The sequence below is a fragment of the Micromonospora sp. NPDC049044 genome (genome assembly GCF_040649215.1).
GTDB lineage: Bacteria > Actinomycetota > Actinomycetes > Mycobacteriales > Micromonosporaceae > Micromonospora.
In genome coordinates this window covers 18536-43652 of record NZ_JBEZFA010000010.1, presented here as the reverse complement: position 1 = coordinate 43652, position 25117 = coordinate 18536, and the positions used below count along the sequence as shown (strand labels likewise).

Annotated in this window: 21 protein-coding genes and 2 tRNA genes; 10 read left to right on the top strand and 13 right to left on the bottom strand. The window is 70.2% G+C overall.

Annotated features, from left to right (window positions below):
- Positions 1–37: 37 nt before the first annotated feature.
- Positions 38–832, bottom strand: coding sequence for a hypothetical protein (locus tag AB0B85_RS10525; RefSeq protein ID WP_357405757.1), 795 nt, complete (start codon positions 830–832; stop codon positions 38–40).
- A gap of 214 nt (positions 833–1046) precedes the next feature.
- On the opposite strand from AB0B85_RS10525, the gene AB0B85_RS10520 reads away from it, so the two are divergent.
- Positions 1047–4112, top strand: coding sequence for a BTAD domain-containing putative transcriptional regulator (locus AB0B85_RS10520; protein WP_357405755.1), 3066 nt, complete (start codon positions 1047–1049; stop codon positions 4110–4112).
- Between the two features lie 97 nt (positions 4113–4209).
- Here AB0B85_RS10520 and AB0B85_RS10515 read toward each other — a convergent pair whose 3' ends face one another.
- The gene (locus AB0B85_RS10515) at positions 4210–4773 is read right to left on the bottom strand and encodes a hypothetical protein (protein ID WP_357405753.1); all 564 of its coding nucleotides are present in this window, start codon (positions 4771–4773) and stop codon (positions 4210–4212) included.
- Positions 4774–4947: 174 nt separating this feature from the next.
- Entirely contained in the window at positions 4948–5619 is a 672-nt protein-coding gene (locus tag AB0B85_RS10510; protein WP_357405751.1) for a uridylate kinase, read from the bottom strand.
- A gap of 242 nt (positions 5620–5861) precedes the next feature.
- On the opposite strand from AB0B85_RS10510, the gene AB0B85_RS10505 reads away from it, so the two are divergent.
- Complete coding sequence (locus AB0B85_RS10505; protein WP_357405749.1) at positions 5862–6317, top strand: hypothetical protein; 456 nt, start codon at positions 5862–5864, stop codon at positions 6315–6317.
- Between the two features lie 66 nt (positions 6318–6383).
- Here AB0B85_RS10505 and AB0B85_RS10500 read toward each other — a convergent pair whose 3' ends face one another.
- A complete protein-coding gene (locus AB0B85_RS10500) occupies positions 6384–7433 on the bottom strand; it encodes a hypothetical protein (protein WP_357405747.1) in 1050 nt (349 codons plus the stop codon).
- Positions 7434–7706: 273 nt separating this feature from the next.
- Between AB0B85_RS10500 and AB0B85_RS10495 the strand changes: the two genes are divergently transcribed.
- The 5 genes from AB0B85_RS10495 to AB0B85_RS10475 all read left to right on the top strand — a co-directional run bounded on the left by AB0B85_RS10495 (position 7707) and on the right by AB0B85_RS10475 (position 12557).
- Positions 7707–9794 carry a TIR domain-containing protein gene (locus AB0B85_RS10495; RefSeq protein ID WP_357406054.1) on the top strand — a complete coding sequence of 696 codons (2088 nt, stop codon included), beginning with the start codon at positions 7707–7709 and terminating at the stop codon, positions 9792–9794.
- A gap of 215 nt (positions 9795–10009) precedes the next feature.
- A complete protein-coding gene (locus AB0B85_RS10490; RefSeq protein WP_357405745.1) occupies positions 10010–11140 on the top strand; it encodes an acyltransferase in 1131 nt (376 codons plus the stop codon).
- Positions 11141–11272: 132 nt separating this feature from the next.
- Entirely contained in the window at positions 11273–11725 is a 453-nt protein-coding gene (locus AB0B85_RS10485; protein WP_357405743.1) for an SUKH-3 domain-containing protein, read from the top strand.
- 187 nt (positions 11726–11912) lie between these two features.
- A complete protein-coding gene (locus tag AB0B85_RS10480; protein ID WP_357405741.1) occupies positions 11913–12326 on the top strand; it encodes a hypothetical protein in 414 nt (137 codons plus the stop codon).
- Positions 12327–12332: 6 nt separating this feature from the next.
- A complete protein-coding gene (locus AB0B85_RS10475; RefSeq protein WP_357405739.1) occupies positions 12333–12557 on the top strand; it encodes a hypothetical protein in 225 nt (74 codons plus the stop codon).
- 352 nt (positions 12558–12909) lie between these two features.
- On the opposite strand, the gene AB0B85_RS10470 is transcribed toward AB0B85_RS10475, so the two are convergent.
- Both AB0B85_RS10470 and AB0B85_RS10465 read right to left on the bottom strand, forming a co-directional pair.
- On the bottom strand, positions 12910–13599 hold the full coding sequence (locus AB0B85_RS10470) for an HAD family hydrolase (protein WP_357405737.1): 690 nt from the start codon (positions 13597–13599) through the stop codon (positions 12910–12912).
- A 610-nt stretch (positions 13600–14209) separates the two neighbouring features.
- Positions 14210–14884, bottom strand: coding sequence for a GNAT family protein (locus AB0B85_RS10465; RefSeq protein WP_357405735.1), 675 nt, complete (start codon positions 14882–14884; stop codon positions 14210–14212).
- A gap of 653 nt (positions 14885–15537) precedes the next feature.
- Here AB0B85_RS10465 and AB0B85_RS10460 point away from each other — a divergent pair.
- Together AB0B85_RS10460 and AB0B85_RS10455 are read left to right on the top strand one after the other, a co-directional pair.
- A complete protein-coding gene (locus AB0B85_RS10460) occupies positions 15538–15816 on the top strand; it encodes a type II toxin-antitoxin system prevent-host-death family antitoxin (RefSeq protein ID WP_357405733.1) in 279 nt (92 codons plus the stop codon).
- Complete coding sequence (locus AB0B85_RS10455; protein WP_357405731.1) at positions 15813–16223, top strand: type II toxin-antitoxin system VapC family toxin; 411 nt, start codon at positions 15813–15815, stop codon at positions 16221–16223. Before AB0B85_RS10460 ends, AB0B85_RS10455 begins: the two co-directional genes overlap by 4 nt.
- A 282-nt stretch (positions 16224–16505) precedes the next feature.
- Here the strand turns inward: AB0B85_RS10455 and AB0B85_RS10450 are convergent.
- The 4 genes from AB0B85_RS10450 to AB0B85_RS10435 all read right to left on the bottom strand — a co-directional run bounded on the left by AB0B85_RS10450 (position 16506) and on the right by AB0B85_RS10435 (position 20381).
- Positions 16506–16579 (bottom strand) — tRNA-Ile (locus AB0B85_RS10450).
- Positions 16580–16710: 131 nt separating this feature from the next.
- The gene (locus tag AB0B85_RS10445) at positions 16711–17949 is read right to left on the bottom strand and encodes an NAD(P)/FAD-dependent oxidoreductase (protein WP_357405729.1); all 1239 of its coding nucleotides are present in this window, start codon (positions 17947–17949) and stop codon (positions 16711–16713) included.
- Positions 17939–20056 carry an MMPL family transporter gene (locus AB0B85_RS10440; RefSeq protein WP_357405727.1) on the bottom strand — a complete coding sequence of 706 codons (2118 nt, stop codon included), beginning with the start codon at positions 20054–20056 and terminating at the stop codon, positions 17939–17941. Before AB0B85_RS10440 ends, AB0B85_RS10445 begins: the two co-directional genes overlap by 11 nt.
- A gap of 252 nt (positions 20057–20308) precedes the next feature.
- Positions 20309–20381, bottom strand: a tRNA-Asn gene (locus tag AB0B85_RS10435).
- Between the two features lie 294 nt (positions 20382–20675).
- Between AB0B85_RS10435 and AB0B85_RS10430 the strand changes: the two genes are divergently transcribed.
- Positions 20676–21083: a hypothetical protein gene (locus AB0B85_RS10430; protein ID WP_357405725.1), complete on the top strand. Its 408-nt coding sequence runs from the start codon at positions 20676–20678 to the stop codon at positions 21081–21083.
- 64 nt (positions 21084–21147) lie between these two features.
- Here the strand turns inward: AB0B85_RS10430 and AB0B85_RS10425 are convergent, their stop codons facing one another.
- The 3 genes from AB0B85_RS10425 to AB0B85_RS10415 all read right to left on the bottom strand — a co-directional run bounded on the left by AB0B85_RS10425 (position 21148) and on the right by AB0B85_RS10415 (position 25100).
- Entirely contained in the window at positions 21148–22155 is a 1008-nt protein-coding gene (locus tag AB0B85_RS10425; RefSeq protein ID WP_357405723.1) for a sugar phosphate isomerase/epimerase family protein, read from the bottom strand.
- A 211-nt stretch (positions 22156–22366) separates the two neighbouring features.
- Positions 22367–22870 (bottom strand): ATP-binding protein, encoded by a 504-nt coding sequence (locus tag AB0B85_RS10420; RefSeq protein ID WP_357405721.1) that lies wholly within the window; start codon positions 22868–22870, stop codon positions 22367–22369.
- Positions 22871–22994: 124 nt separating this feature from the next.
- The gene (locus AB0B85_RS10415; protein WP_357405719.1) at positions 22995–25100 is read right to left on the bottom strand and encodes a ThuA domain-containing protein; all 2106 of its coding nucleotides are present in this window, start codon (positions 25098–25100) and stop codon (positions 22995–22997) included.
- Between the last annotated feature and the right edge of the window lie 17 nt (positions 25101–25117).

Sequence of the window (25117 nt, the reverse complement as noted above, 5' to 3'; positions counted from 1 at the left end):
TCGTCGCGCACTGGACACGGCCGGCGGTCGGGCGGTGTCAGCCGGTGTACTTGCCGTTGCGGGTGTCCCCCTCCGCGCCGTCGTAGTGCACCTTGCGGTAGCGGTGCACCGAACCCTTCTTGACCGCCTGCCAGTGGGCGTACGCCACCTCGTAGTCGTGGTGCTTGTAGTAGTCGCCGAACGACTTGTAGTAGATCCGGTGTCGGGCGTACCCGCCGCAGTTGGCGAGGTAGCTGTAGGAGTACATCTTCATGCCGCCGAAGTCGGACGAGTAGTACGTCTTCGCCGGGTGCCACACGGTGCCCGGATTCGGGTAGCCGGGCAGCTCGGCCCAGTTGTACGAGTTCCAGTACAGGTCCCAACAGGTCATCGTCGCCGCGGTGGACATCGCGCTCGACGTCGGCACGGCCAGATCGTCGGCGACGACCACCGACGCCACGATGGTCCGGTAGGCCAGCTCCGGCGGGGTGGGCGTGCCGGCCGGCGGCTCCGACAGCAGCACCCGCGGCACCGGCACGGACCGGGGCGTGATGCTCAGGTACGTCTGCAACATGCTCTGCTTGTCGTCGTACGCCAGGGGCGCGTTGCGGCCCATCTCGCCGTCCTGACGAAGACCCCAGTCGCCGGACAACTCGTCGCGGGAGAACACCACCCGCACCCCGTTGCGGTAGCCCAGCCGCGCCAGCTCGACGTCGCGGTCCACCGGCTCGTCGGCGTACGCCCCCGGGCCTGACCCAGCGGCGGCGCTCACCGGCGCGGCATTCCCCGCGGTAAGCGTCGGCAGGACGACAAGCACCGCAAGCAGTGCCCGTCCCGACAGCAATGTCACCATCACCACTCCTCATCGATCGGTCGCGAGGCCCGGACCCGGACTGGCCGCCCTCTGCGTGTCTTCCCGGGACATCCTTCGAGGCGGGGTTCAGAGCGCCGTCAAGGTGGCGTCAAATACGCCGGGTTCCGGTGTCGTAACGGCGACGCTCGCGTACGCCCGGCCACCCGCACGGCGCCCAATGAAACCGGGACCAGCGTCGACCGGAAGGCATCCGATGAACGCCACGACGGACCGAGAATGGAGCCGGCGGTGCACAGTCGTGGTCGCCGCGGCCGGCTACGGCAAGACGCGCGCCGTACGAGGCTGGCTGGGCGACCGCCCGGTGCGGTGGTACGACGGACCGGACGTCGCGGCGCTGGCGACGGCCGGGCCGGACTGGCTCACCGCCGTCGCTGCCGCGACCGAGCCGCGCGTCGACGAACCGAGTTGGCTCGTCCTCGACGACGTTCCGCGCCTGCCCCGCCGCCTCCTCCAGACCCTGCTGGACACTGTGGAACGGCTGCCGCCGCAGCTCAGGGTCGTCCTGGTGACCCGCCACCCGCCGGCAGTGTCGCCGCGACAGGCGGGCCTGCTCACCGAGTACGGTCCGGCGGATCTCCGGCTCCCGCCCGAACAGGTGGCATCCGTTCTCGCCGCCGACCACGCGCTCACCGACCCGGCGCTCGCCAGCCGGGTGCACGCCGAGACCGGCGGCTGGGCGGCGCTCGTCACCCTGATCGCGGCCACTGCCACCACCGGCACGGACTGGGACGACCCGGGGACGCCACTGGAGTCCTATCTGGCCCGGGAGGTGTTCGCCCAACTGTCGCCCGAAGTCCACCGACTGCTGCGGGACGCGGCCCACCTCGACCCGATCCACCCCGAGCTGAGCCGTCTCCTCGGTCACCGGCACGCGGGCCATCGGCTGGACCAACTGACCCGCTGCGGCATCCTCGTGCCGGTGCCCGGCGGCGGGTCCGCGTACCGGATGGTGCCGGTCGTCGCCAGCGTCGCCCGCCGTCGATTCCCGTTGGGCCCGGCGGCGACGCGACGCCTGCACGCCCGGGCGGCGGCCTGGTACGCCGAGCACGGCCACCTCGTCCCGGCCCTCCGGTCGTACCAGAAATCGGGTGTCCCGGACGCGACGGCGCCGATCCTCGCCGACCACGGCGCGGAACTGCTCGCCGCGGGCGGCGCCGAGGCCGTCGTCGACGCCTGCCAGTCCCTCCCCGAGCACGCCCGGTCCGACCGCCTACGGCTGCTCTACGGGGAGGCGCTGCAGATGCGCGGCGACTTCGACGCCGCGGTCGCCGTCTACGCCGCGCTCGACCAGCAGCGGGGCTCCCTCACCGCCGGGCTCGCCTGGCAGTACGGCCTGGTGCACTATCTGCGCGGCGAACCGCAGTCCGCCCTTGAGGTCTTCCACCGCGGGGTGCTCGACCCGCACCCGTCCACCGACAACGCCCGGCTGCTCGCCTGGACCGCGTCCGCCCAGTGGACGATCGGGGACACCGAGGCGTGCCGGGGCAACGCCGAACGGGCCCTCGCGGCAGCGGCAGCTGTCGGCAGCGACGCGGCCCTCGCCGCCGCGCACACCGCGCTCGCCCTGGACGCCAAACTGCGCGGTGATCGGCCGGCCGCCGACGAGCATCACGAGAAGGCGCTGCGGGCCGCCGAGGCGGCGCGCGACACCATCCAGGTGACCCGCATCCGCGCCAACCGCGCCTCCGCGCTGGTCGGCGAGGGCCGGTATCTCGAAGCGCTTGCCGAGGTGCGACCGGCGGTGGAGCTGGCCCAGGCCAACGGGCACGCCGCGATGCTCGCGCTGGCACTGTGCAACGAGGGCGGGGCCCGTTTCCACCTCGGTCAGCTCGCCGAGGCCGCCGGGTGCTACGAACGCGCCGTGCCGCTGCTGCAACGCATGGGGTCCCGCAAGGTGGCGTACCCACTTGTGGGTATCGGCGACGTGCACGCCCTGCGGGGCCGGACCAACCTGGCCCGCGCGGCGTACGAGGAGGCGCTGCGCGCCAGCGAACCCGTGCACGACCACCAGATCCAGGTGCCGGCGCTCGCCGGGTTGGCCCGCGTGCTGGCCGCCGAGGACGGCACCACGGCGGTCGCCCTGGCCCAGCGCGCCGTCGAACTGGAACGCGGCCCGGACTCGGCGACCGCGCGGCTCGCGTTGGGCTGGGTGGCCCTGGACACCGGCGACCACCAGCGGGCCGCCGAGGTGGCGCTGCTGGCGGCCACCGCCGCCCGCCTGCACCGGGACCGGGCCGCGCTCGCCGAGGCGTTGGAGCTTCGCGGGGCCGCCGCCGTCGACTCCGACGACACCCGCCACGCCTGGCGGGAGGCCGCCGCGACGCTGCGCGACATCAGCTCGGTGGTGGCCGCGGACCGCCTGGCGGTGCTGCTCGGCCTGCTGCCGGGGGCGGACCCCCAGGAGCGGGTCGACGCCCGGCTGGCCGGCGAGCGGCTGACGGCTGCCGGCGTGCCGCCACCGACGCTCGGCCGGCAGCGCCCCCGCTGCGTCGCCCAGGTCACCGTACGCACCCTCGGACGGTTCGAGGTGTTCGTGGACGGCACGCAGGTGCAGGCCACCGCCTGGCAGTCACGCAAGGCACGGGACCTGCTCCGCATCCTCGCCGCCCGCCGCGGTCGCGCGGTGCCCCGGGAACAGCTCGGCGAGATGCTCTGGCCCGCCCAGGACCCGGACCGGGTCAGCCACCGACTGTCGGTGGCCCTGTCCACCCTCCGCGGCGTCCTCGACCCGCAGCGCCGTACGCCGACGGACCACTTCATCATCGCCGCGCACCCCAGTCTGGCGCTCGACGTCGGTCACGTGCAGCTGGATGTCGAGGAGTTCCTCGCCGAGTCGGCGCACGGCCTGCGGCTGGCCGAGCGCGGTGCGACAGACGGCGCACGCGCCACGCTCCTGCTCGCCGAACAGCGCTACCGGGGCGACTTCCTGGAGGACGAGCCGTACGACGACTGGTCCCGACCGACCCGTGAGGAGGCACGTCGGGTCTACCTGCGCGTGGTACGCAAACTGGCCGCGCTGGCGCACGCCGTCGGCGACACCGACGAAGCCGTCCGGCACCTCGGCCGGGCACGTGAGCTGGAACCCCACGACGAGGGCGTGCACGGCGAGTTCATCCGGACGCTGACGGCGGCGGGCCGGCACGGCGAGGCCGCCCAGGCGTACCAGCGTTACGTCGAGGCGATGTCCTCGATCGGCGTACCGGCCCAGGCGCGGGGCGACCTGACGGATCGGGTGACAGCGGTGAGCGCGGCGGCCTGAGCCAGCCCCGACCCGCCGCTGCGTCACCGCCCCGGAACGGGCGCCGCCTGCGGCTCGGGGTGAGCCAGCCACCGGGTCAGGGCGCTCGTGCGCCTCGCTACCTGTTCTTCAGATTGACGTCCACGCCCTGGTCGGCGCAGGCCGACTCGAGGCCCGTGGTGGCGGTCTCCGCCGACGCGAGGAACGCGAACGCACCCAACTCCTGTCCCTTGGGCAGCTGCGAGATCTGCCAGGCGATGTCCATCAGCGCGGTGCCGTGCTTGCGAATGTCCTCGTACCGGGAGTCCTCAAACAACTTCCGGGTCTGCCGGTACTCGGCTTCGGTCAGCTTCATGTCGCCGGAGCGGTTGACTGTGCCATCGGGGTCTTTGCCCCCGGCCAGTGCCCTGCACGCGGCCAGACCGGAGTCCTCCTTGATGAACGCCTCGTACACGGTGACTCCGGTGGCCGCGAACATCAGCAGCGCCACGAAGGCGACGGCGGCGAGCAGCAGCGGCTTGCGGGTCGAGCTGCCCGCCGGCGGTGCCGGCAGGTGGCCGGGCTGAGCCGATCCGGGGTCCTGCGGCCCGGCCGGGTGCGGCTGGTACTGCTGCGGCGGGGACACCGGACCGCCCGGCTGGTAGGGCGACTGCGGCTGCTCGGGCTGGTACGGCTCGGTCACGGTGTGCTCCCCACGTGTTGTCGGTAGCCGGAATCAAGAGCCAACCATGCGCCCGGCACACAAGGTGTACCGCACAGCTGGATGCCGGCACCACGCGGCACTGTCAGTCGTGGCCGGGAACCCGCATCACGTCGGGCTCGCCCGGGGCCACCGGCAGTCGGAACGCCGATCCCCTCATCTGGCGGTCTCCCAGACCGGCAGGTGGGGCTCGTCGTTGTGCACGACGACGTCCGCCCGTTGAGCCGGGCGGACCGTAGCGGCATAGAGCTGCTGAGCGGGGATGTAACGCTCGCGCCAGCGTCGTTCGACGTCCGCCGGTGCTGACACCCGGCGCTCCCGGACCACGGCACGGCCCACTGTCCTCTCCAGTGCCGTCGAGACGAAGACGCGCAGCTCCCACCGATCGATCAGTTCCGGGCGCAGGAGGAAGACGCCGTCGAAGACCAGCACGGCGTCGGCCGGCGCAGTCGTGACCGGCGCGGACAGCGCGGCATCCGCGGCCCGGTCGTAGCTCGCGGGTTGGAAGCGCCGGTCTCCGCCCGGACCGAGCGGGTCGAGCAGAACCTGTTTCAGCCTGCCGTGGTCGTGGGTGTCGTAATAGCAGCCTTCGGCCGAGAACTCGCCCCGCAGGTAGCGCTGCGCCCGGGGATGGAGGAAATCGTCGATCGTGGCGCGGATGACGTCGCGGCCCCGTGCACGCAGGATGACGGCCAACTCGTCGGCGAGGGTGGTCTTACCGGAGGCGGGCGGCCCGTCGATGGCGACCCGCGTCGGGTGGGCGACGGCGACGGACCCGACCGCCTCAACCAGGTGTTCGAGCAACTCGTAGCGGGTGCCGTGGACCATGTCGCCGCCCTACCGGGTCAGGTCGGCGTACCCGATCTGGGTCGGCCGCCCCGGGTCGTCCTGCTTGACCGACTGGGCGGGCGACCGCGCCGACGTCCGGAAATTGTCGTACGTCGCCGACAGCCGCACCAGCTCGCGGCTCGCCCCGGGCCGACGTCGGGGGCGGTGTCACCCCCGCCCAGTAGCCTGCCCGGCGAGCCGACCGACTGCCGCATCGGCAGCGTCGTCCGACGGAGGGTGTGATGTCCGCAATCGCGTCACTGACAGTGCTTCCCAGGGCGAGCGTCGCCGAGCTGGCCCGCCGGGCCACCGAGTCGTCATCGTCGCTGCGCTCGTACCTGGCCGAGCACGGGGTTACCGCGGGGCAGGAGTACGACTGGTCCGGGTACTGCCTGCTCTACGTCCTCACCTACCTGGAGGAACGCGGCGTCGACCTGCAACTGTCGGAGTTCGACGCCGAGTCGGAGGCCATCAACAGCGTGCACGGCCTGACCGTGCTGATCACGCCGGCCCATCGGCGGTTCCTGGCTCAGCTCGACCCTGGTGGGCACCGCGCGGAGGAGTTGTCGGCCCACTTCGAGGAGATGGGGATGGACTTCGAGGAGAGCGGCACTGCCGGTCTGGACGGGCTGACACTGCTGCGCGACAGCATCGCCGGGCTCCGCGACGACCAGGTGCTGCTGCTCCACCTCGGCTGAGGGGGCGCGAGCGACGTGCCCGTCGCCCGTCAGCGGCTGGGCGGTGGTGCTGTGCACTTGGCCCGCCTACGGCTGGGTGAATGGCTTTTCGGCGAGCGCGTCGACGTTGCGCAGCCGGGCGAACACCTTGTCCAGTGTGTACCCGGCGGTGAGCCCCAGCGGAATGAGCAGCCAGGCGAGACGCCGGGTCGCCTCCGCGTCGAGCGGGTCAGGGTTGGTGAGTGTCTGCGAGCCCATGTACAGCATGGTGGCCAGGGTCCCGGCACCCAGGCCCCGGGCCAGCGCCCACGGCAGGTTGGGCTCCTCCGCGGACGTGTCGTTGATGAGGGCGCCGGCGGCGGCCATGAGCAGCGATCCACCGATCAGGTATCCCACCGCCGTGAGGGTCGTCCCGGTGCCGTAGGCCAGGATGACGGTGAGCAGCGCCACGGTGATCGCCGCCGCGGCCACCAGACCGTTCACGGTCCGTCCACGCCGGACCCGGGACTGGTCGCGCCGCGCGGCCCGCTCGGCCTCCTGCATCCGGGAACGCTGGTCCACCAGGCTCGCCACGAGTTGCTCGGCCGCATCGTCGCCCCAGGGCGCCGCCATTCGGCTGATCGCCTCGGGGGTGGCATCGTTCTGGTGTCGGTCGAGGTGCTGCCAGACGCTCAGCGCGGCACCCCCGAAGTGGGCGATCGCGATGAGGGGGATGCGCCGGGCGACCGCCAGGATCCCGGCGATGCGGGTCGCCCGCCCGCCACCCACCACGATGAGGCCGTCCGCCTCGAACACCGCGCGGTAGTACGACACCTCCCACTCCTCGGCCGAGTCCGGTAGGACGCGCAGGACGTGCTTGAGATGCGGCGGAACATCGAACGGTGTCACCCTGTCGAACGGCGCCCGCACCGTGACGGACGCGCGGTCCTGGGCCTGCACCGCGGCCAGGTAACCGCGGACGACGTCCTTCTCGATGTAGTCGTCACTGCTGGAGAACACGATGAGGTCGCAGCCGGCCCGCGCCAACTCCCGGCCGACCGCCGCACAGACGTCCGGTACGAGGTCGATCTCCTTCATGTCCGGCGTGTACTGACGGTCCGGGCTGGCGCTACCGACGACGGCGATGGACGGGCGCATCCGCGGGTCTCCTCCGCTGGGCTACGAGGGGCATCAGGAGGTTGCCGCCTCAGTATGGCCGTCACCGGTCGACGGCCCGTGCCGCATTCCCGCCGTCCTGTTCGGAGCCCCGACCACCACCTCACGGCGACTCGACTGCCCGCAGGACCACACCACCAGCTCCTCGACCTGAGGACGCTCGGGCTGTGCGGGACCGGTTTGACTCCACGCGGCCGATCGGACAGGTTGATCGGTACCTCACCGTGCTGCCGACACCTTGGAGGCGACGTGGCAATGCAGACGACACCCGGCGACTCCGCGGTCCCGATCGTCTCGTGCGACATCATCGGCCACTCCGCGACTGTTGACATTCAGGTTCAGGAGAGCCGCATCGCCGCCGTCAACCACATCGTTGCCGCAGCGATGGAGGCCGCAGGCGAAGACATGGCCGTCTGGGCCTCCGGTGGGGACGGTGGTCACGTCATCTTCTGTGGCGCTGACTGGCACACTGCCGCGCTCGATCTCGTTGTGGCCCTGCGGAGGTGGTCGGCGAACGAGAACGTCCCGTTACGGGTGACCGCGCATGCCGGTCCCGTGCGGTTCCTGGCCGGCGCGGACGGCCGGCGACAGCCGGTGGGCGGGGGCATCAACACAGCCGGATGGCTCCTGAGCCGCGGACCGGCTGCCGGCGTGTTGGTATCCCGCGCGTTCCGCCGGGCGATCGAGGACGCAGACGTTTCCATGCGTGTGGTCTTCGACTGCGAGCGGAGGCTCCGCGACAAGAGTGGTCAGGAACAGCACCTCGAACTCATGTCGGTCGGCGACGACCGCTCTGCCTGGGATGATCCGACGGAGGAGGACCGCCGACGGCTGGGATCCGCGGAGCGGGCGGGGGCCGGATGGGAGACCATCTACTGGGCGAAACGCATCCTGCAGATCGACAGCAGCGACGGGGAGGCGGAGGCGGCGATCCGGAACCTCCAGCGCCGCCATCTGGGCTATCTGCGCGCGGAGGTTCGAGGCCAGCCGAACCCGTTCTTCGAACACCTCACGCAGACGGATCTCCGCGACGCCATCCTGGCCGGTCAACTCGTTGAGCGGAGCTACAACGAGTACATCTGCCGGACCGGCGACGGCGGCGAGACGATGTTCGTCATCCTGCGCGGCCAGGTCGGGGTCTACCTGCCCGGCAGAAAGGGCAACGCCGCGAGCCTGGCGCAACCGGACTTCATCCACGAAGAAGGTGAGATCGTCGGTGAACTGGCGTTCGCCATGTCGCGGCGCAGGACTGCCGATCTGGTCGCCTTGACCGACACGACACTGCTCACGTTCGACATCAAGGAGCTGAAATCTCGGCTACCCCTGAACGTGTGGACAAATGTCCGTAGGTTCATGCGGGCGCGGGCCCTCGAACACGTCGGGCCGCGAGTGCGGTTCCTCGGCGGAAACGACAGCTCCGGCCCCACCGCCCGCGGCGGGCGATCCTGGGAGCAGATTCGGGCGAAGATCGAGCAGCACTGCGACCTGATTCAGGTGGAACGGACGCGGTCAACACATTTCGCGTACGACCTGGTGCAGAGTGCGCACCGGGAGGAAGACGCCCCGGGGCGACATGTGGAGGGCAGTCCAAGCGCCGGTCATGGCGCATACCTGCTGGTCGGTGGACAACTGCGAGAGGCAACAAGGTCGGACCCCGCCGATCCCGACAGGCGGTCGCTGCCGGAGAGTGAGGGCTACCCGCTCCTGTGGGTCAACCTACCCGGGACGATTGTCCTGCCGAAGCGCGAATTCCACATCGAGGAAGAGCCGGTCAGTGTTCTCCACCTACGGGAGAGCGGGCTTCTGGAGTTGGACGCGCAACAGCGGGACGCCTTCTACCGAGATCTTCGCCTGACCGCCGCCAGTTGTTTCGAGTACGACGCGTTCATCTCGTACAACTGGGGCGACGCGGAGGCCGCAGATCGGTGGCAGGGGGCGTTGAAGGACGCCGGACTGCACGTCTTCCGCGACGTCCCACGAACCGGTGAGGAGTTCCCGCGCAGAATAGTGGAGGCGATCCGTCAGTCCCGAGCACTCGTCGCGCTCGTGTCGCCGCACGTCATGGTAAAGCCGGAGGCGGATAACTGGGTGGTCAGAGAGATCAGTGCGCACCGGTACTACTTCGACCACAGTCGCGTATACCCGGTCATCCTGCCCGGCGGCAACCACAAGAACATCGTGCCTGGCTACGCGCCGATCAAGGCGGACCGCGACGAGGCCGCCGCGATGCGGCAACTCATCGACGAGTTGGTGAGCCTGCGCGACGGCCTGCGCGAGCCCCCGTACAGCCTCACCGACAAGCCCGAAGCGCCGCACGCCTTCCTCAGCCCGCCCGCGAAATGACACTCAGGGCCGCGTGTCCGCTACCGGCGTGACGACGCCGTCGCACCACTACGGTGCGGACCGACGCCCCGCGTAGATCATCTTGGTGTTCCGGCTGCCCGGCGACGAGCCCGACCGCACGCTCGCCCGACGGCCGAGCACCGGGTGTCCGAGGGGACGGCAGAGTGGGCCATTCGCCCGGCCCGGGCTAACGCGAAGATCGTTAAGGTGCGTGGGTGACAATCACCGACAACGGGATCCGGACGGCCCCCGACCCGGCACCGGCGCTGCCCGCACCCCCCGCCCGCCCCGACGGCGACCGCCTGCACATGCTCGACGTCCTGCGCTTCGCCGCCGCCCTGTCGGTAGTCGCATTCCACGTCGTGCCGATGGTCGGGCTCGTCTACGGCGTGAACGTCGACAGCTACCTCGGCCACGTCGTCGCGCAGGCCACCCGCTACGGATGGATGGGTGTACCGGCGTTCTTCGTGATCTCCGGGTTCGTCATCTGCATGAGCTCCTGGGGCCGACGGCTCAGCCAGTTCGCGACGTCCCGGGCGGTCCGCCTGCTGCCCGCCTACGTGGTGGCGGTGCTGATCACCGCGGCGATCCTCACCGTGTCGCCGACCCCCGGGTTCAACCGTCCCTCGTTCACGCAGGTGCTCACCAACCTGACCATGCTGCAGGGACTCGCCGGCGTACCGAACCTGGACACCGTGTACTGGACGCTGCTGGTCGAGGCGAAGTTCTACCTGCTCTTCGCCGCGCTGGTCTGGGCGGGCCTCACCTACCGGCGGGTGGTGGCGTTCTGTGGGCTGTGGCTGGTGGGCGCCCTGCTCGCCCAGGCCTCCGAAACCCGACTGCTCATCGAGCTGTTGGAGCCGAAGTGGGCGCCGCTGTTCGTGTGCGGCATCGTGCTCTACCTGGTCCACCGGTTCGGTCCGAACACCCTGCTGTGGTGCATGCTCGCGGTGAGCGCGATCCTGTCGGCCCGCTCGATCGAGGTGGCGGCGGCAGAGCACAGCACGACCGACCCGATCAGCACGCCCGTCGCCGTGGTCCTCTTCGCCGTGGCCCTGGCCGTGCTGACCGGCGTTGCGCTCGGCTGGACCCGGAAGGTGCGATGGCCCGGGACCGCCACGCTGGGCGCGCTTACCTACCCGCTGTACCTGCTCCACTTCCACGTCGTGTTCCTGGCGCTGCGGCTCGGCCACGGCCACCTCCCGGGCTGGCTGCTGCTGGCCGGGTCACTGGCCGGGGTGCTGCTGCTGTCGTACCTGGTGCACCGGCTCGTCGAACGGCCCGGCTCCCAGGCGTTCCGGCGCGGATTGAAGCACGCCTTCGAGCAGCTGGCGACCCGCCGCTGAGCCCAGCCGCGCGGTTGCGCCCCCACCCGGTCGGGTGGGGGCGCAACCGCAGCTGGTCGGCACCGACCCGGGCCGTCGGGGCAACAGCTGTACGGTGCAGCGCAACGAGTTCGACAGGAGAGAGGTGCGGTGATGCGGGGAGACGACCGCGTGCTGCCGAAGCGTGCGGCACAGGCACTCAGGAAGGCAGGCTGGTCACCGCACCGTCGGGTGGACGTCGGCGCGTGGGAGTCCGCGCTCGCCCCGGAGGGCTTTGCCATGCACGGTCCCGCCCGCGCCTTCCTGACCGAGTTCGGTGGGCTGGTCGTGCCGGTGAGCGGGCCCGGTCGGGACCACGCCCGCATCGGCGTACGCCTCGACCCACTGCTGTGCCTCGGCCAGAAGGGCTGGTTCGACAGTCTCTCCGGATCCACGGCCGGTCAGCTCTATCCGCTCGGCGAGGAGCACGACGGGCATGCCAGCCTGGCCATGGACGCCGACGGCACGATCCATCTGCTCTTCGACGACCAGATCAAGAGGCTGGGCCCCGGCCTGACCGGCCTGGCCCGACTGCTTGAGGGCGCAGAGGCCCCGGCTGGGCAGTGACCGCGCTGCCCGTCCGCCTCGGGCTTCCGGGAACTCCCGGTGACCCAGGCCCAAGCCATTGCCGCCCGCCGTCTGCTCTCGCCTCCCGCGACGCGTCGATAGCGCTGTACGGCGTCGACGTCCTCAAGGTGTGATCAGACAGCTCGGTCCGCGCCTGTGACCCCGCGACCGAGGGTAGGCTTCGGACGTGTCGGAGCAGGGTTGGCGTGCGTTGACGCCAGAGACTATGCCCGCTCTTCTCTCCGTCGTGGAGTGCGGCGACGGGTGCATCCGGGAGTTGACGCTGAGGTCGACGTACGGACCCGATGCCGCGCAATCCGCTTCCGTGGTCGTTGACGTCCAGCGCGCGTCTCAGCCCGGATGGGTACAGCTCACGATCGAGCTGAGCGGCTTGGTGCACCGCAAGATTGTCGACATCAACACCTTTTCTTGGGTGATGCTCGATCAGCCCCAGGTGGTGCGGGACGACGCTGGCCTCTTGCACCTGGACCTCGATCCCACGGGTGATATTCGGACACCTGAGGACATGGCGCAGCACTCCCACGTCTACCTGGCCGCACGAGAACTGAGATGGCGGCTCGACCCCCTACCAGCAAGCTAGCTGCTCGTGGGCTACGCGGACCGCAGCAGGCAACGCCGGTCGGTGCCACTCCCCCGGTTCCTGATCGAGCCCCCGGCCGCGCAGATCGCCGACCACTCCAATGACGAGTCGGCTCTCACGTCCCCGGCCGGCGAGGTGTACGTCGACCTGTTCGAGGACGACCTGGACCAGGCGGCGGACCGCCTCGACCGGGCGGCGGATCGTGCGGTTGCGGGACTCAGTGCGGACTGAGAGCGCCGGTCCGGACCTCGATGCGGTGCGCCCCGGTCATCGCCAGCACGACTGACCAGGGAACGGCTGGTGGGCGGGCGGGACTCGAACCCGCGACCGAAGAATCACGAGATCAAGACGGGCGCCTCGCCGACCTGCCCACGTGGGCTTCCAGCAGCGGAAACGCCTCGACATCTCACAGCAGTCCCCGCCGTCCGCTGGCCTCTTGCGGACCAGATGCGGCCTGCGGGCGAGCGGCCCGGACCGTCAGTTTGGAAGAGCGTGCTCAACCGGCTGTGATGCCCGAAACGCCTGCGGCTGCCGGCTCGCTAGGGTGCGTCTCGTGCCCGCTCGTGCCCGCTGCGCGCCACGGTTACTGGCCCACGGATGGCCCATGCTGGCCTTCGGAGGAGTCTTCGCCTCGGAGTACTTGGACAGCGGCCACGACGTCCGTGACGGTGCGGTCAGGCGGGGTGAGCTCCGCCGGCCAGTCCTTCCCCCGGCTGACCCAGAGGGTGGCAAGCCCTGCCCCGCGACCACCCTCGACATCAAGCACAGGGCTGTCACCGATCGCCCAGCCGCCGCCCAACAGATCGAGGCCGCACCCACGGGCCGCTGCCTCGAAGATCTCCCGTGCCGGCTTCCGGATGCCCAACTCCCCGGACACTGCCCAGGCATCGACGCATCGGTCCAGCCCAGTACGCCTGATCTTCCCCAACTGGTTGTCGGCCTGACCGTTGGTCACGATCGCCACCGTCCAGCCCTCGTCGCGCAAGAGCGTCAGCGACGCCAACACCTCTTCGCGGCAGCTCACCAGCTCCGGCATCCGGCGTCGGTACTGCCTCCATGTTTCATCCACCGAGGCTGCCAGTCCGAAACGCTGCGTCACCTCGCCAAAGAACCAGTCACGGGGCACGGACCCGTCCTGATCCGTAGCGATCAGCCAGGCCAACGCGTCGTCCGGCAGTTCGCGATCGGCGCAGAACTCGACAGCCCAGCGCCGGAATGCCTCCGAACGGTCCACAAGCGTGTTGTCGAGATCGAAGAGCGCCAACCGCTGCATGGTCAGCAACCGTACGGGGTGGGTAAGGCGGATCTCCGCGTCGGGCCGGGCAACGTGGCCCGTACCCGTGGCCGAGGGATTATGCCCCGTCACGGCATGTCGCCTGGTCGGTGCGGTCGGCAGCGGCCTGGCTTGACCTGCTCGCCACGCTGGCCGCTCTCGGGTCACTGATCTCCTGCCGGCCCTCGCTCCGGCTGGTTGGGCAGTGGAACACCGGCGCTTTCGCCGGTTCTCAGGAACCAGAGCACCTGATCGGGATTCGGCATGGGCAACGGGTCACCGAACGAGTGGACCTCCAGCTCCGCGAGCTGCCCGCTGGCAAGGAAGAGCAAGATGCCTCCGAACCACTGCCCTTCCTGATCGGGAAACTGCCCTTGTACGCGCACCGGAGTCTGTGCCGGTGAGGCGGGAAGGTCCTTGCCTTGTGGGAAGAGGTGGATGGTCCCGCATCCACAGCCGCATCCCGGGCGGGCCAGGACGTCTCGCGCTTGCACGCGGAGCTCCTCAACACCTGCGAAGTGGTGGCGGAGGAGTGCCTGAAGGACTCCTGCCTCGTTCACGCTCAGGGGCCGTAGTGGCGGATCTGGCTCTGTCACGGCAAAAGCGGCCATCACCGGGATGCGGCCCGCTTAACGTCCATCAGCTCAAGCACCTCGTCGCTGAGTCCGTGGATCGCGATGTCGTCACGCTGGCCCTCCCACCGTTCGCGGTCGAGCACCAGGTTGATCTGCTCCTGGCGGGCACCGTCGAAAGTCCGGATTGTGGTTCCGTTCGACTGATAGCCAAGCGACCACGAGACTCCCAGCGACGGCGCGTTGGTGGACCAGGCAGCGGACTCGGCGCGATCCGCACCCAGCCCGGCGAACGCGAGGTACAGGATGGCGCCCCGCATCTCCTTGCCGTAACCACGCCGCTGGAACCGCCGCGCGATCCATGACCCCGTCGAGACGGTCTTGGTGATCCCGAAGTCCTGCGCGCCGATCTCCTGCACCCCGACGCACGCGCCATCGACCTTCACAGCCATTACCAGGTTCCATCTGCTCGGCCGCCAGTCCGCCAGGGACGCCCAGTAGTACCGCAGGAACGACCACTCGGCCTGGGGAGAGGGTCCCGACTCCCATCCCGCTACGGGCGTACGCGCCAGAAAGCGGTTCTGCGGATCGTAGATGCCGGCTGCCGCATGGATCGCCAGTTCGGCAAGCTCGTCCTCACCCGGTACAACAAGCTCAAGCACGGACGTCGTCACGCGTATACGGCGCACGGGCCAGATCTCGGCCAATGTCATCCGAGCATCATGCCCTGTCCTGCCGTTTGCCGTCGCCCGAAGGTGTTGGCGGATCAACCACGCCTCGCCTCGACAGCCGTTCCCCCAGCCGGCGGAAGGCATCCTCGATCGCCGCGCCGTCCAGCAGTGGATCATTGAGGCACACGCGACGTTCAACTCGGCGCGTATCTCGGCTGGTTCCCCGCGGTACTCCTCAAGGAACTCCGCCACCAACCGCCACCGTCGCGTCTCATCGGATCCGACGAGCAGAGCACCCAGGCGTGCCACCGTCAGCGGCTCGTACCTCGCCGCGCGGTTCCTCATTCCCTTGACGCCACTACATTCGGCGGCGGGTCCGTGACCAGCCGCAGTCCCGCGCCGGGCAGCCAAGCAGAGCGCCACGCCGCACCGGTCAACTGGTTCGCACGAAAGATCAACGAGGTGGGCCGGAGGTACCACCATGCGAACCGCGCGATCACGATCGCAGGCGATCCGCTGACCTTGAATCTGCCCCGCTGACAAGCCTCGGAGCGTGCGCAATGATGCCGACACGAGCCACCGGACCGCCGGCAAGTCGCCGTGGCCTGGAAACGTCGACCTCAGTCGGGTGAACAGGCAGCCCGGATGGCGGCAGGAACTAGCACCGTAGAACATTTAGTTCTACACTCGTGTTTATGGAACGCATCGGTGTCCGGGAGCTGAACCAGAACACGAGCCAGGTGTTGGCCCGGGTGAGTGGCGGCGAAACCGTCGAGATCACCGATCGCGGACACCCGATCGCGCGACTTGTTCCGGTAGGCGATGACAGGTCGGTACTGGCCAAGTTGGTGGCGGCAGGACGAGCCGTCGCCCCCACCGGCGGCGGCTCGGTGCCACTTCCACCAAAACTCGGTGACGAGAACATAGACGTGGCTGCCTCGCTCGCCGCGATGCGCGATGAGGAGCGCTGGTGATCTATCTCGATTCAGCTGCCGTCGTCAAAATGGTTCGGCAGGAGATATGCAGCGCCGACCTTGTCTCCTGGCTCAACACGCACGGTGACGTGCCGCTGGTCTCCTCCGCCCTTGTCGAGGTGGAAGTGCCCCGAGCGCTGCGCCGATCAGCTCCGCAAGCGTTGATCGGAGTGCCGTCGGCCGTCGGCCGACTGTTCCGACTGGAGATCGACAGCACGATCCGTGCGACTGCAGCCGCGTTCGCCGAGCCGACGCTCCGCAGCCTCGACGCCATCCACCTGGCCACCGCCCAAGTGCTGACCAACGAGTCCGGCACGGCACTCACTGCCTTCGTCACCTACGACCGGCGGCTGCTCGAATGCGCCAGGGATGCAGGGCTACCCGTGGCAAGCCCTGGCCAGAACTGACCCACGAATCCACCACACTGGTTCGGGGTCCGGCCGTCGACAACGAGGCCCCAGCCGACCTAAGCGACCCTGCCCGCCCCATCGCGAGCAACATCGGTTGATGCGCACGAGCGGTCCGTCCGTCATCAGCCGCCCTTCCGCTGTCCCGTCCGCCGCCGCTTCGGAGAGCGTCCCGACACAGGAAGTCAGGCTGGCGGTCGGTCCACTGCTGTACTTCGCTGCTGCACCGACTTCGATCACGGCATCAGCGGCCCAGGCCGGGGCCGGTGACCTGCGGAAAAGTGGGGCGGGCGGGACTCGAACCCGCGACCGAGGGATTATGAGTCCCCTGCTCTAACCGGCTGAGCTACCGCCCCGAAACACCGCGCCGGATCTTATCCCGCTCGGCGATCAGCAGCCAGCACCACGCCGGCCGGCGCCCACGCCTGCGCCAGCACGATGGGCTACAGGAATATAACAGCGCGCGCCGGCCGGTTCGGGACGGCGGTCAGTCGGCGCGCAGCTCCTCGATCACCGCTCCGGCCGTGCGCCAGCCGCTGGCGAGCGCGCCCTGGATCGATGGGCTGTCCCGGTGGTCACCGGCCACGAACAGGCCTTCCCCCAACGACACGGGCTTGCGCAGCCGCCCCTGCGGTGGCGGTGCGGCGGGCAGCGCCTGCGGCACGGCCACGGTGGTGAGGTGGGCCCAGTCGGTTGTGGATCGGCCGTACAGCCGGGTCAACTCGGCCCGGATGGTCGACTCGGGTGGCGCGGTCGGGCCGACCACGGAGGTGGCGATCAGGTGTCGTCCGGCCGGGGCGTAGGTCGGTGCGGCGTTGCTGAGCACCACTGTGTTCGCCACGATCTCCCGCCGGTCGCCGTCGACGAGCAGGATCGGTTCGGTGAGCGGCGGCTCCGGTGCGCTGTGGTAGTAGGTGGTGTAGCTGTGCATGCGTACCGTCGCCAGGGCCGGCAGCAGCGCGGGCGCGGCGGGTGGATCGACGGCGACCACGACGGCCCGGCAGCGGATGTCGCCGGCCTGGGTGCGGACCCGGCCGGGCGCGACCTGCGCGACAGGGGTGTCCAGGTCGAGCAGGTCGGCGGGGAGTGGGGCGGCGATGGCCCGGGGCAGCGCGGCCATGCCCTCGGCGGGCAGCCCGATCCGGCCGCGGGCGAAGGAGCGCAACACCATCGCCAGTACGTGGCTGGAGGTGGCCAGCTCCCGGTCGATGAACACCCCGGACAGGAACGGCCGCAGCAGCTCCTCGATGATCGTGTCGGAGAGGCCGGCCCGGCGCAGGGCCGTCTCGGCGCTGGTCTCCGGCGCGCTGAGCAGCCGGGATGTGGGCAGTGTGGCGCAGCCGGTGGCGAGCGCGGCGAAGCGCAGCCGGTCGAGCAGGGTGCCGACTCCGGCGAGCGCGGTGCCTGGGGCTCCGGTCGGCTCGCGCAGCGGGTTGACAAGCCGCAGCAGGTCGTCGCCCTTGCGCACCAGCACGCCGGAGGTGAAGTACCCGAGGTGCAGCCGTTCGGTGTCGAGCAGTGTGCCGAGTTGCGGGTAGGCGGTGTTGAGCACCTGGAAGCCGCGGTCGATGAGGTAGCCGTCGACGACGTCGGTGGCGACCCGGCCGCCGAGTCGGCCGCCGGCCTCCAGCAGCCGCCAGGGCACGCCGGCGCGGTGCAGCCGGCGGGCGGCGGCCAGGCCGGCAAGGCCACCGCCGACGATGACCACGTCGGTCTCAGCCAGCATCGCGCGCCTCTCGCTCACCGTTCGCCCGGGACAACCGGCCCGGCCACCAGATCTTCGGCCCGATGTCGTACGCGAGTGCGGGCACCAGCAGCGACCGGACGATGATGGTGTCGATTAGTACCCCGATCGCGACCGCCGTACCCAGCTCGACGAGCACCACGAGAGGCAGCACGGCGAGGGCGGAGAAGGTCGCGGCGAGCACGATGCCGGCGGAGGTGATCACGCCGCCGGTGACGGCGAGGCCGGCGAGCACACCGGCGCGGGTGCCGCGCTTGACCGACTCCTCCCGTACCCGGCTCATCAGGAAGATGTTGTAGTCGATGCCGAGGGCGACCAGGAAGACGAACGCGAACAGCGGGAACGACGAGTCCACTCCGGGAAAGTCGAACACGTGCCGGAAGAGCAGCGCGCAGAGCCCGAGGGTGGCCCCGAAGCTGAGCAGCACGGTGCCGATCAGCAGCAGCGGGGCGAGCAGCGCCCGCAGCAGCAGCGCCAGGATGACCGCGATGACGACAAGCACCACCGGGATGATGACGTTCTGGTCGCGCTTCGCGGCGTCGGAGGTGTCCACGTTGATCGCCGTGAAGCCGCCGACCACCGCGTCCGCGCCGGGCACCTGGTGTACGGCCACCCGCAGCTCCCGGATGGTCCGCTCGGCGCCGTCGCTGTCCGGCGGGTCGGCCAGGGTGGCGTCCAGTTGCACCCGCCCGTCGACGACCTTCGGCGTGGCGGTGGGGTCGGGTGGGCCGGTCTGCGGGCCGGCGGTGCGGGGGCGGACGTCCGCGACGCCGGGCACGTTCTGCGCCACCTGGGCAACCTGCCGGGCGGTCTGCTCGGTGGTGAAGATGGTGGCCGGGCTGCCCGTGCCGGCCGGGAAGTGCCGGGAGATCACGTCCTGGCCGTCCACCGAGTCGGTGCGCTTGGTGAACAGGTCGGACTGTCCGAGCGTGGTGGCACCGAGCTGGGTGAGGCCAAGCGTGAGCACTGCCAGCACGACGGCGGTGCTCAGCCAGATGGGTCGGGCGTGCCGGGCCACGAACCCGGCGATGCGGCTCCAGATGCCGTGTTCGGCGCGCGGGTCGGCCTGGTCGGCCCGGGGCCGTCGCGGCCAGAACGCCCACCGGCCGCCGAGCACCAGCAGCGCGGGCAGGAAGGTGAGCATCACCAGCAGGGTGGCGGCGATGCCGATGGCGGCGACCGGACCGAGCGCCCGGTTGGAGTTGAGGCTCGACAGCAGCAGGCAGAGCAGGCTGACGATGACGGTGCCGCCGGAGGCGATGATGGCGGGCGCGGCGCCCTTCCACGCGGTTCGCATCGCGTCCCAGGGGCGGTCGTGGCGGTGCAGCTCCTCCCGGTAGCGGGCGATCAGCAGCAGCGCGTAGTCGGTGCCGGCCCCGAAGACCAGCACGGTGAGGATGCCCTGGGCCTGCCCGTTGAGCTTGACCACGTCGGCGTCGGCGAGCAGGTAGACGAAGACGGAGGCCAGGGCGTACGACATGCCGGCGGCGAGCAGCGGAAAGATCCAGAGCACCGGGCTGCGGTAGACCACCAACAGGATGATCAGCACCACGACCAGTGTGACGAGCAGCAGTGGCCCGTCGATGGCGGAGAAGACCTTGATCAGGTCGGCGAGCAGGCCGGCCGGTCCGGAGACGTCCACGGTGAGCCCGTCACGGTCCCCGCCGGTGATGTCGCGCAACTGTTCGACGACAGTGCCGATCTCCTCACCCTCGGCGTCGTCCACCGGCACGACGACCTGGAGTGCCTGGCCGTCCTCGCTGGGGATGGGCGGGGGCAGCGGGGTGACCACGCCGGGCACCTGGGCGAACCGGGCGGCGTCGGCGCTCACCCGCTGCCGGTCGGCGTCGGTGATGCCGGCCGGCCGTTCGTAGACGACAAGCGCCGGGATGGTCTGCCGGTCGACGAAGTCGCCGGTGAGGTTCTGGGCGCGCGTCGCCTCGGCGTCGGTGGGCAGGAAGGCGGCGTTGTCGTTGGTGGCGACCTCGCTGAGCCGCCCGGCGTACGGCCCGGCCACGCCGCCGATCACCAGCCAGGCCAGCACGACCACCACCGCGATCAGCGTGGCCTTACCGCCTCGTCCGGACATCCGCACCCACCCCGTGAGTCGACGCAGTGGAGCCGTGCGTCACCATCGCCCATCCTGCCGCCCGGGCCGGCGGCACCGGACCAAAACCGCCATCCCCACCAGCGTCGCGTCGATCATGGAGTTGTGGTGGTGGACGAAGGGTGCATTACCCCCTCAAACCGGCACCACAACTCCATGATCGACCGGGGGTGGGTGGGGCACACGAAGGACGCCCGTCGCCCCGGGAGGGGTGACGGGCGTTGGGTGGAGAAGCTCCCCCGATTGGACTCGAACCAATAACCTGCCGGTTAACAGCCGGCTGCTCTGCCAATTGAGCTACAGGGGATCGTGCATCGCGCGCCCCCGGATCACGCCGGCGCCGTGCGACGGGAAAAGAATACAGGACATCCCCCGGCGGCGGTCCAGTGGGTTCCGCCCGACCTGCCGATGATCAAGGTGCGCAGGCCAGGACCCACCACGCATCGACAATTAGGGTAAATCGCCATCCCGGCACAAGCATGCTTGAGCGGAGAGCAGGATGGGTAGTTAGCTGCGGACAGAGGACGCAGGCGCGAACAGGTCGCCTCCCGACGGGGCAACTCGCCGGGGCGACGGCGCGTCAGGTACGGAAGGAGCCGCCATGCGCGGAAAGATCATGTTTCTTGGCGGGCTGGCTGCGGGATTCGTCCTGGGCGCCCGTGCCGGCCGGGAAAAGTACGAGGAGCTCGTTGTTCGGGGCCGCAAGGTGCTCGACCACCCGACCGTCCAGGAGGCGGCCGGGGTCGCGCAGGCCCAGGCCAACAAGTTCTACAGCGAGGGCAAGGACAAGCTCGGCCAGACCAAACTGGGCGAGAAGCTGGGCACCGGCAACGGCAGCACCGGCAAGCAGGAGCTGACCGCCGCCGACGACGCGTTCGCCGGCACGCCCGCAACCGTGGGCGCCAAGGCGGGCACCAGCACGGTCGGCACGACCTCCGGGTCGCCGTCGTCCACCAACAACCCCCGCACCAAGCCGTCCGGCTCGGGCACGAACGCCAGCACGCTCTGACCAATCGCACGTCGACGGGCCGGTCGCCGCAGGGCGACCGGCCCGTGGTCTGTCCGAGCTGCGCTCAGTCCTTGCTGCTGAACGCCGCGTCGAAGGCCGCGCTCGGTGCGTCGAAGGCCAGCCGGCGGACGAACTGCAACGCCTCAGGTGCGCCGACCAGTCGGTCCATCCCGGCGTCCTCCCACTCGACCGAGATCGGGCCCTCGTAGCCGATCGCGTTCAACGCGCGGAAGCAGTCCTCCCAGGGCACGTCGCCGTGCCCGGTGGAGACGAAGTCCCACCCGCGGCGCAGGTCGGCCCAGGGCAGGTGCGAGGCGAGCCGGCCACGCCGACCGTCGCCGGTGCGCACCTTGGCGTCCTTGCAGTCCACGTGGTAGATCCGGTCGGCGAAGTCGAAGATGAAGTTCACCGGGTCCAGCTCCTGCCAGACGAAGTGCGACGGATCCCAGTTCAGCCCGAACGCCGGCCGGTTGCCGATCGCCTCAAGCGTCCGCTTCGTCGTCCAGTAGTCGTACGCGATCTCGCTCGGGTGCACCTCGTGCGCGAACCGCACGCCGACCTCGTCGAACACGTCCAGGATCGGGTTCCACCGGTCGGCGAAGTCCTGGTAGCCGCGCTCGATCATCGACGGCGGCACCGGCGGGAACATCGCCAGGGTGTGCCAGATCGACGAACCGGTGAAGCCGACGACCGTCTTCACGCCGAGCTTCGCCGCCGCCCGCGCGGTGTCCTTGATCTCCTCGGCGGCCCGCTGGCGGACGCCCTCGGGCTCCCCGTCGCCCCAGATCCGGGCCGGCAGGATGTCCTGGTGCCGCTCGTCGATCGGGTGGTCGCAGACCGCCTGACCGACCAGGTGGTTGGAGATCGTGAAGACCTGGAGGTTGTGCTTCGCGAGGGTCTCCCGCTTGCGCTCGACGTACGAGTCGTCGGCGAGCGCCTTGTCGACCTCGAAGTGGTCGCCCCAGCAGGCGATCTCCAGACCGTCGTAGCCCCACTCGGAGGCGAGCCGGCAGACCTCCTCGAAAGGTAGGTCGGCCCACTGGCCGGTGAAGAGCGTGATGGGTCGCGCCATTGTTCTTCTCCCCTGTTGTCATGGGGGATTCCAGGTGCGGACCGGGGCGAGGGTGACCGGACGTACGCGGTGCCGGGCGGTCACCGGTGGGTGCGGAACACACCTGGGCCCGGCGGGTTGCGCCTCCCACCGGGTCACCGGCCACCAGCACGGTCGCCGCCCCCACCCTATTTGCGGGGCACCCCATTGCGAAAGCCCTGCGGCCCGGTGATCATTCGGCCATCTCCTCGGGTGCCGGCAGTGCGGCCCGAACGGTGAAGCCACCACCGGCGCGCGGACCGGCGGACAACGTGCCGCCCAGGCGTTCGGTGCGCCTGCGTACCCCGAGCAGGCCCCGCCCGGCTCCCTGGGCGCCACCGCCTGACGGTTGGGGGCCGGCGCCCTCGTCGCGGACCTCTATGGCGATGCCCGTGGCGTCGTAGCGCAGGCGGACCGCGACCGGCGCCCCCGGGGCGTACCGGCACGCGTTTGTCAACGATTCCTCGATGATCCGGTACGCCACCGCGTCGACCGGCCCCGGCAACGGTCGGGGTTGCCCGGCCAGACTCCACCGCACCGGCTGACCGGCGGCGAAGCCCTCCACCAGCGCGTCGAGCCGGTTCAGGCTGCCCGTCGGCTCGAACGCGTCGGCCGGCTCGTCGGGCCGGCGCAGCACATCACCCAGCCGGTGCCCCTGCGCCAACACCATCCCGCGCCACTGCGCGAACCGCCCCATGCAGGTCAAGGTACGCCAGTCGGCTGTGCGCCGGTCTCCCGCGTCGCCGCAACGCGCCCACCCGGTCGGCGTCGGAGCGGGAGGGGCCGACGCCGTGAGCGTCGACCCCTCCCGCTCTAGTCGGTCAGGGCAGGGTCCACTTCTGGTTGGCCGCGCCGAGGCAGGTCCAGAGGTGCACGATGGTGCTGTCCGCCGAGTTGTTGCCGGAGACGTCGAGGCACTTGCCCGACGCCGTGTGGCGCAGACTGCCGTCGGACTGGGCCGCCCAGTTCTGCGCGCCGGTGCCGTTGCAGGTCCAGAGCTGGATCTTGGTGCCGTTGGCGGTGGCACCACCGGAGACGTCCAGGCACTTGCCGAGCGCCCGGAGGGTCGAACCGGACACGGTCCAGGTCTGCGCCGTACCGCCGTTGCAGGTGTAGAGCTGGATCTGGGTGCCGTCGGCGGTACCGCCGCCGCGCACGTCCAGGCACTTGCCCGCCAGACCCTTGATCGGGCCGACGCCGGGGGTGCCGCCACCGCCCTTGACCAGCGTGAAGTCGTCCAGGTCGAAGAGCCCCGTACCGCTGCCGGTGAAGGTGAGGTAGAGGTTCTGGGTGCTGGACGGGACGTTGGCGAGCGCGGTGGTGACGTTCGCGAAGGTCGTCCAGCTGCCGGTGTTGGGCACCGCTACCGTGCCGAGCACCGGGCCGGTGGCCGAGCCGGTACGCACCTGGATGGTGCCGCCCGCACCGCCGGAGACGACCCGGGCCGTGAACGAGGTGACCCCGGTCAGGTTGACCCCGTTGTACGCGGCCCAGTCGCCCGGGTCGATGTAGCCGAGGGTCTGCCCACCGTTGGCGCCCTCCTTGGTGAACGCGGAGACGCCGTTGGCCGAGCTGAACGCCTCGGCCTGGATCGTGCCGGTGGGCGGCGGGGTGGTGCCCAGTTCCTTGATCCGGATGTTGCGGAAGAAGGCGTCGTCACCGGTGCCGTGGTTCTGGATGCCGATGTGGCCGGCCAGCGAGCGAACCGGGTCGGTGTTGGTGAAGTCGTTGATCTTCACCCCGTTGAGGAAGACCTGTAGCCGTTCCCCCTCGACAAGCAGCTCGTAGGTGTTCCACTCCCCCGGCGCGTTGAGCGCCGCGTCCCGGGCCGCGATGTCGGCGGCCTTGTACGTGTAGACCGCTCCGGTGGTGCGGTCCACCGCGTCGGTGGCGTCGATCTGGACCTCGTAGCCGTTGTCGATCGCCGACTGCGGGTTACTCGACGGCGGGAAGCCGATGAAGACGCCGGAGTTGTCGTCCCCGGCCAGCTTCCAGTCCAGCTTGAGCGAGTAGTTGGTGAACTGCTTGGCGCTGTACCAGAACAACCCCATGCCGCCCACCGAGGTCAGGGTGGCGTCGGAGTTGGTGAAGCTACCCGGGCCGGCCTGCGACCAGCCGGTCGTCGAGCCGTTGTAGAGCGGGGTGTAGCCGGTCTCCGGCCGGCAGTCGGCCTTGCTCCGGCCGGAGGCGTACCGGATGCCACCGAGCAGGTGGGTCCGGAACGCCGGCTCGGCGTACGACGCCTGGGTGTGCCCGGCCCCGGTGTAGAAGGACCGGCCACCGTTGTAGGTCTTGCACCAGCTCAACGGGTGGTCGGCGCCCATGCCGCCACCGGAGTACGACGACTCGTCGAGGGTGGCCAGCACGTGGGCCGTGGACCGGGCGTTGGTCCGGTAGTTGTACCACTCGTCGGTGCGGGTCCACGTCTGCGGCAGGTGACCGGTCGCGGCGTGCGCCCGGTCCTCCACCTTGATGTTGGCCTGCTGGATCGCCGGGTGCGACGCGAACCACGCGCCGACCAGGTTGCCGTAGAACGGCCAGTCGTACTCGGTGTCCGAGGCCGCGTGCACGCCCACGTACCCCCGGCCCGAGCCGATGTACGACTCGAAGGCGGTCTGCTGGCTGGCGTTGAGCACGTCGCCTGTGGTGTTGAGGAAGACGACCGCCTCGTACTGCGCGAGGTTGGCGGTGGTGAACGCGTTCGCGTCCTCCGTGGCGGTGACTGTGAAGTTGTTCGCCGCGCCCAGGTCCCGGATGGTCTGGATGCCGACCGGGATCGCGTCGTGCCGGAAGCCGGCGGTCTTGGAGAAGACAAGCACGTCGTACGTGGCGTCGGCGGCGCTGGCCGGGCTGGCCGGGGTGGTACAGGCGATGACGGCTAGTGCGGCCAGGGCCGCACCGAGGACGGGTCGCAGGAGTCTGCGCATATCGCTCTCCTAACTGC

Coding starts and splice junctions, on each gene's coding strand:
- AB0B85_RS10485 (WP_357405743.1), top strand. CDS start 11,273: ATGCGGGGAGACGACCGCGTGCTGCCGAAGCGTGCGGCACAGGCACTC.
- AB0B85_RS10495 (WP_357406054.1), top strand. CDS start 7,707: ATGCAGACGACACCCGGCGACTCCGCGGTCCCGATCGTCTCGTGCGAC.
- AB0B85_RS10520 (WP_357405755.1), top strand. CDS start 1,047: ATGAACGCCACGACGGACCGAGAATGGAGCCGGCGGTGCACAGTCGTG.
- AB0B85_RS10415 (WP_357405719.1), bottom strand. CDS start 25,100: ATGCGCAGACTCCTGCGACCCGTCCTCGGTGCGGCCCTGGCCGCACTA.
- AB0B85_RS10500 (WP_357405747.1), bottom strand. CDS start 7,433: ATGCGCCCGTCCATCGCCGTCGTCGGTAGCGCCAGCCCGGACCGTCAG.
- AB0B85_RS10505 (WP_357405749.1), top strand. CDS start 5,862: ATGTCCGCAATCGCGTCACTGACAGTGCTTCCCAGGGCGAGCGTCGCC.
- AB0B85_RS10420 (WP_357405721.1), bottom strand. CDS start 22,870: ATGGGGCGGTTCGCGCAGTGGCGCGGGATGGTGTTGGCGCAGGGGCAC.
- AB0B85_RS10430 (WP_357405725.1), top strand. CDS start 20,676: ATGCGCGGAAAGATCATGTTTCTTGGCGGGCTGGCTGCGGGATTCGTC.
- AB0B85_RS10460 (WP_357405733.1), top strand. CDS start 15,538: ATGGAACGCATCGGTGTCCGGGAGCTGAACCAGAACACGAGCCAGGTG.
- AB0B85_RS10465 (WP_357405735.1), bottom strand. CDS start 14,884: ATGACATTGGCCGAGATCTGGCCCGTGCGCCGTATACGCGTGACGACG.
- AB0B85_RS10440 (WP_357405727.1), bottom strand. CDS start 20,056: ATGTCCGGACGAGGCGGTAAGGCCACGCTGATCGCGGTGGTGGTCGTG.
- AB0B85_RS10525 (WP_357405757.1), bottom strand. CDS start 832: ATGGTGACATTGCTGTCGGGACGGGCACTGCTTGCGGTGCTTGTCGTC.
- AB0B85_RS10445 (WP_357405729.1), bottom strand. CDS start 17,949: ATGCTGGCTGAGACCGACGTGGTCATCGTCGGCGGTGGCCTTGCCGGC.
- AB0B85_RS10425 (WP_357405723.1), bottom strand. CDS start 22,155: ATGGCGCGACCCATCACGCTCTTCACCGGCCAGTGGGCCGACCTACCT.
- AB0B85_RS10470 (WP_357405737.1), bottom strand. CDS start 13,599: ATGCAGCGGTTGGCGCTCTTCGATCTCGACAACACGCTTGTGGACCGT.
- AB0B85_RS10510 (WP_357405751.1), bottom strand. CDS start 5,619: ATGGTCCACGGCACCCGCTACGAGTTGCTCGAACACCTGGTTGAGGCG.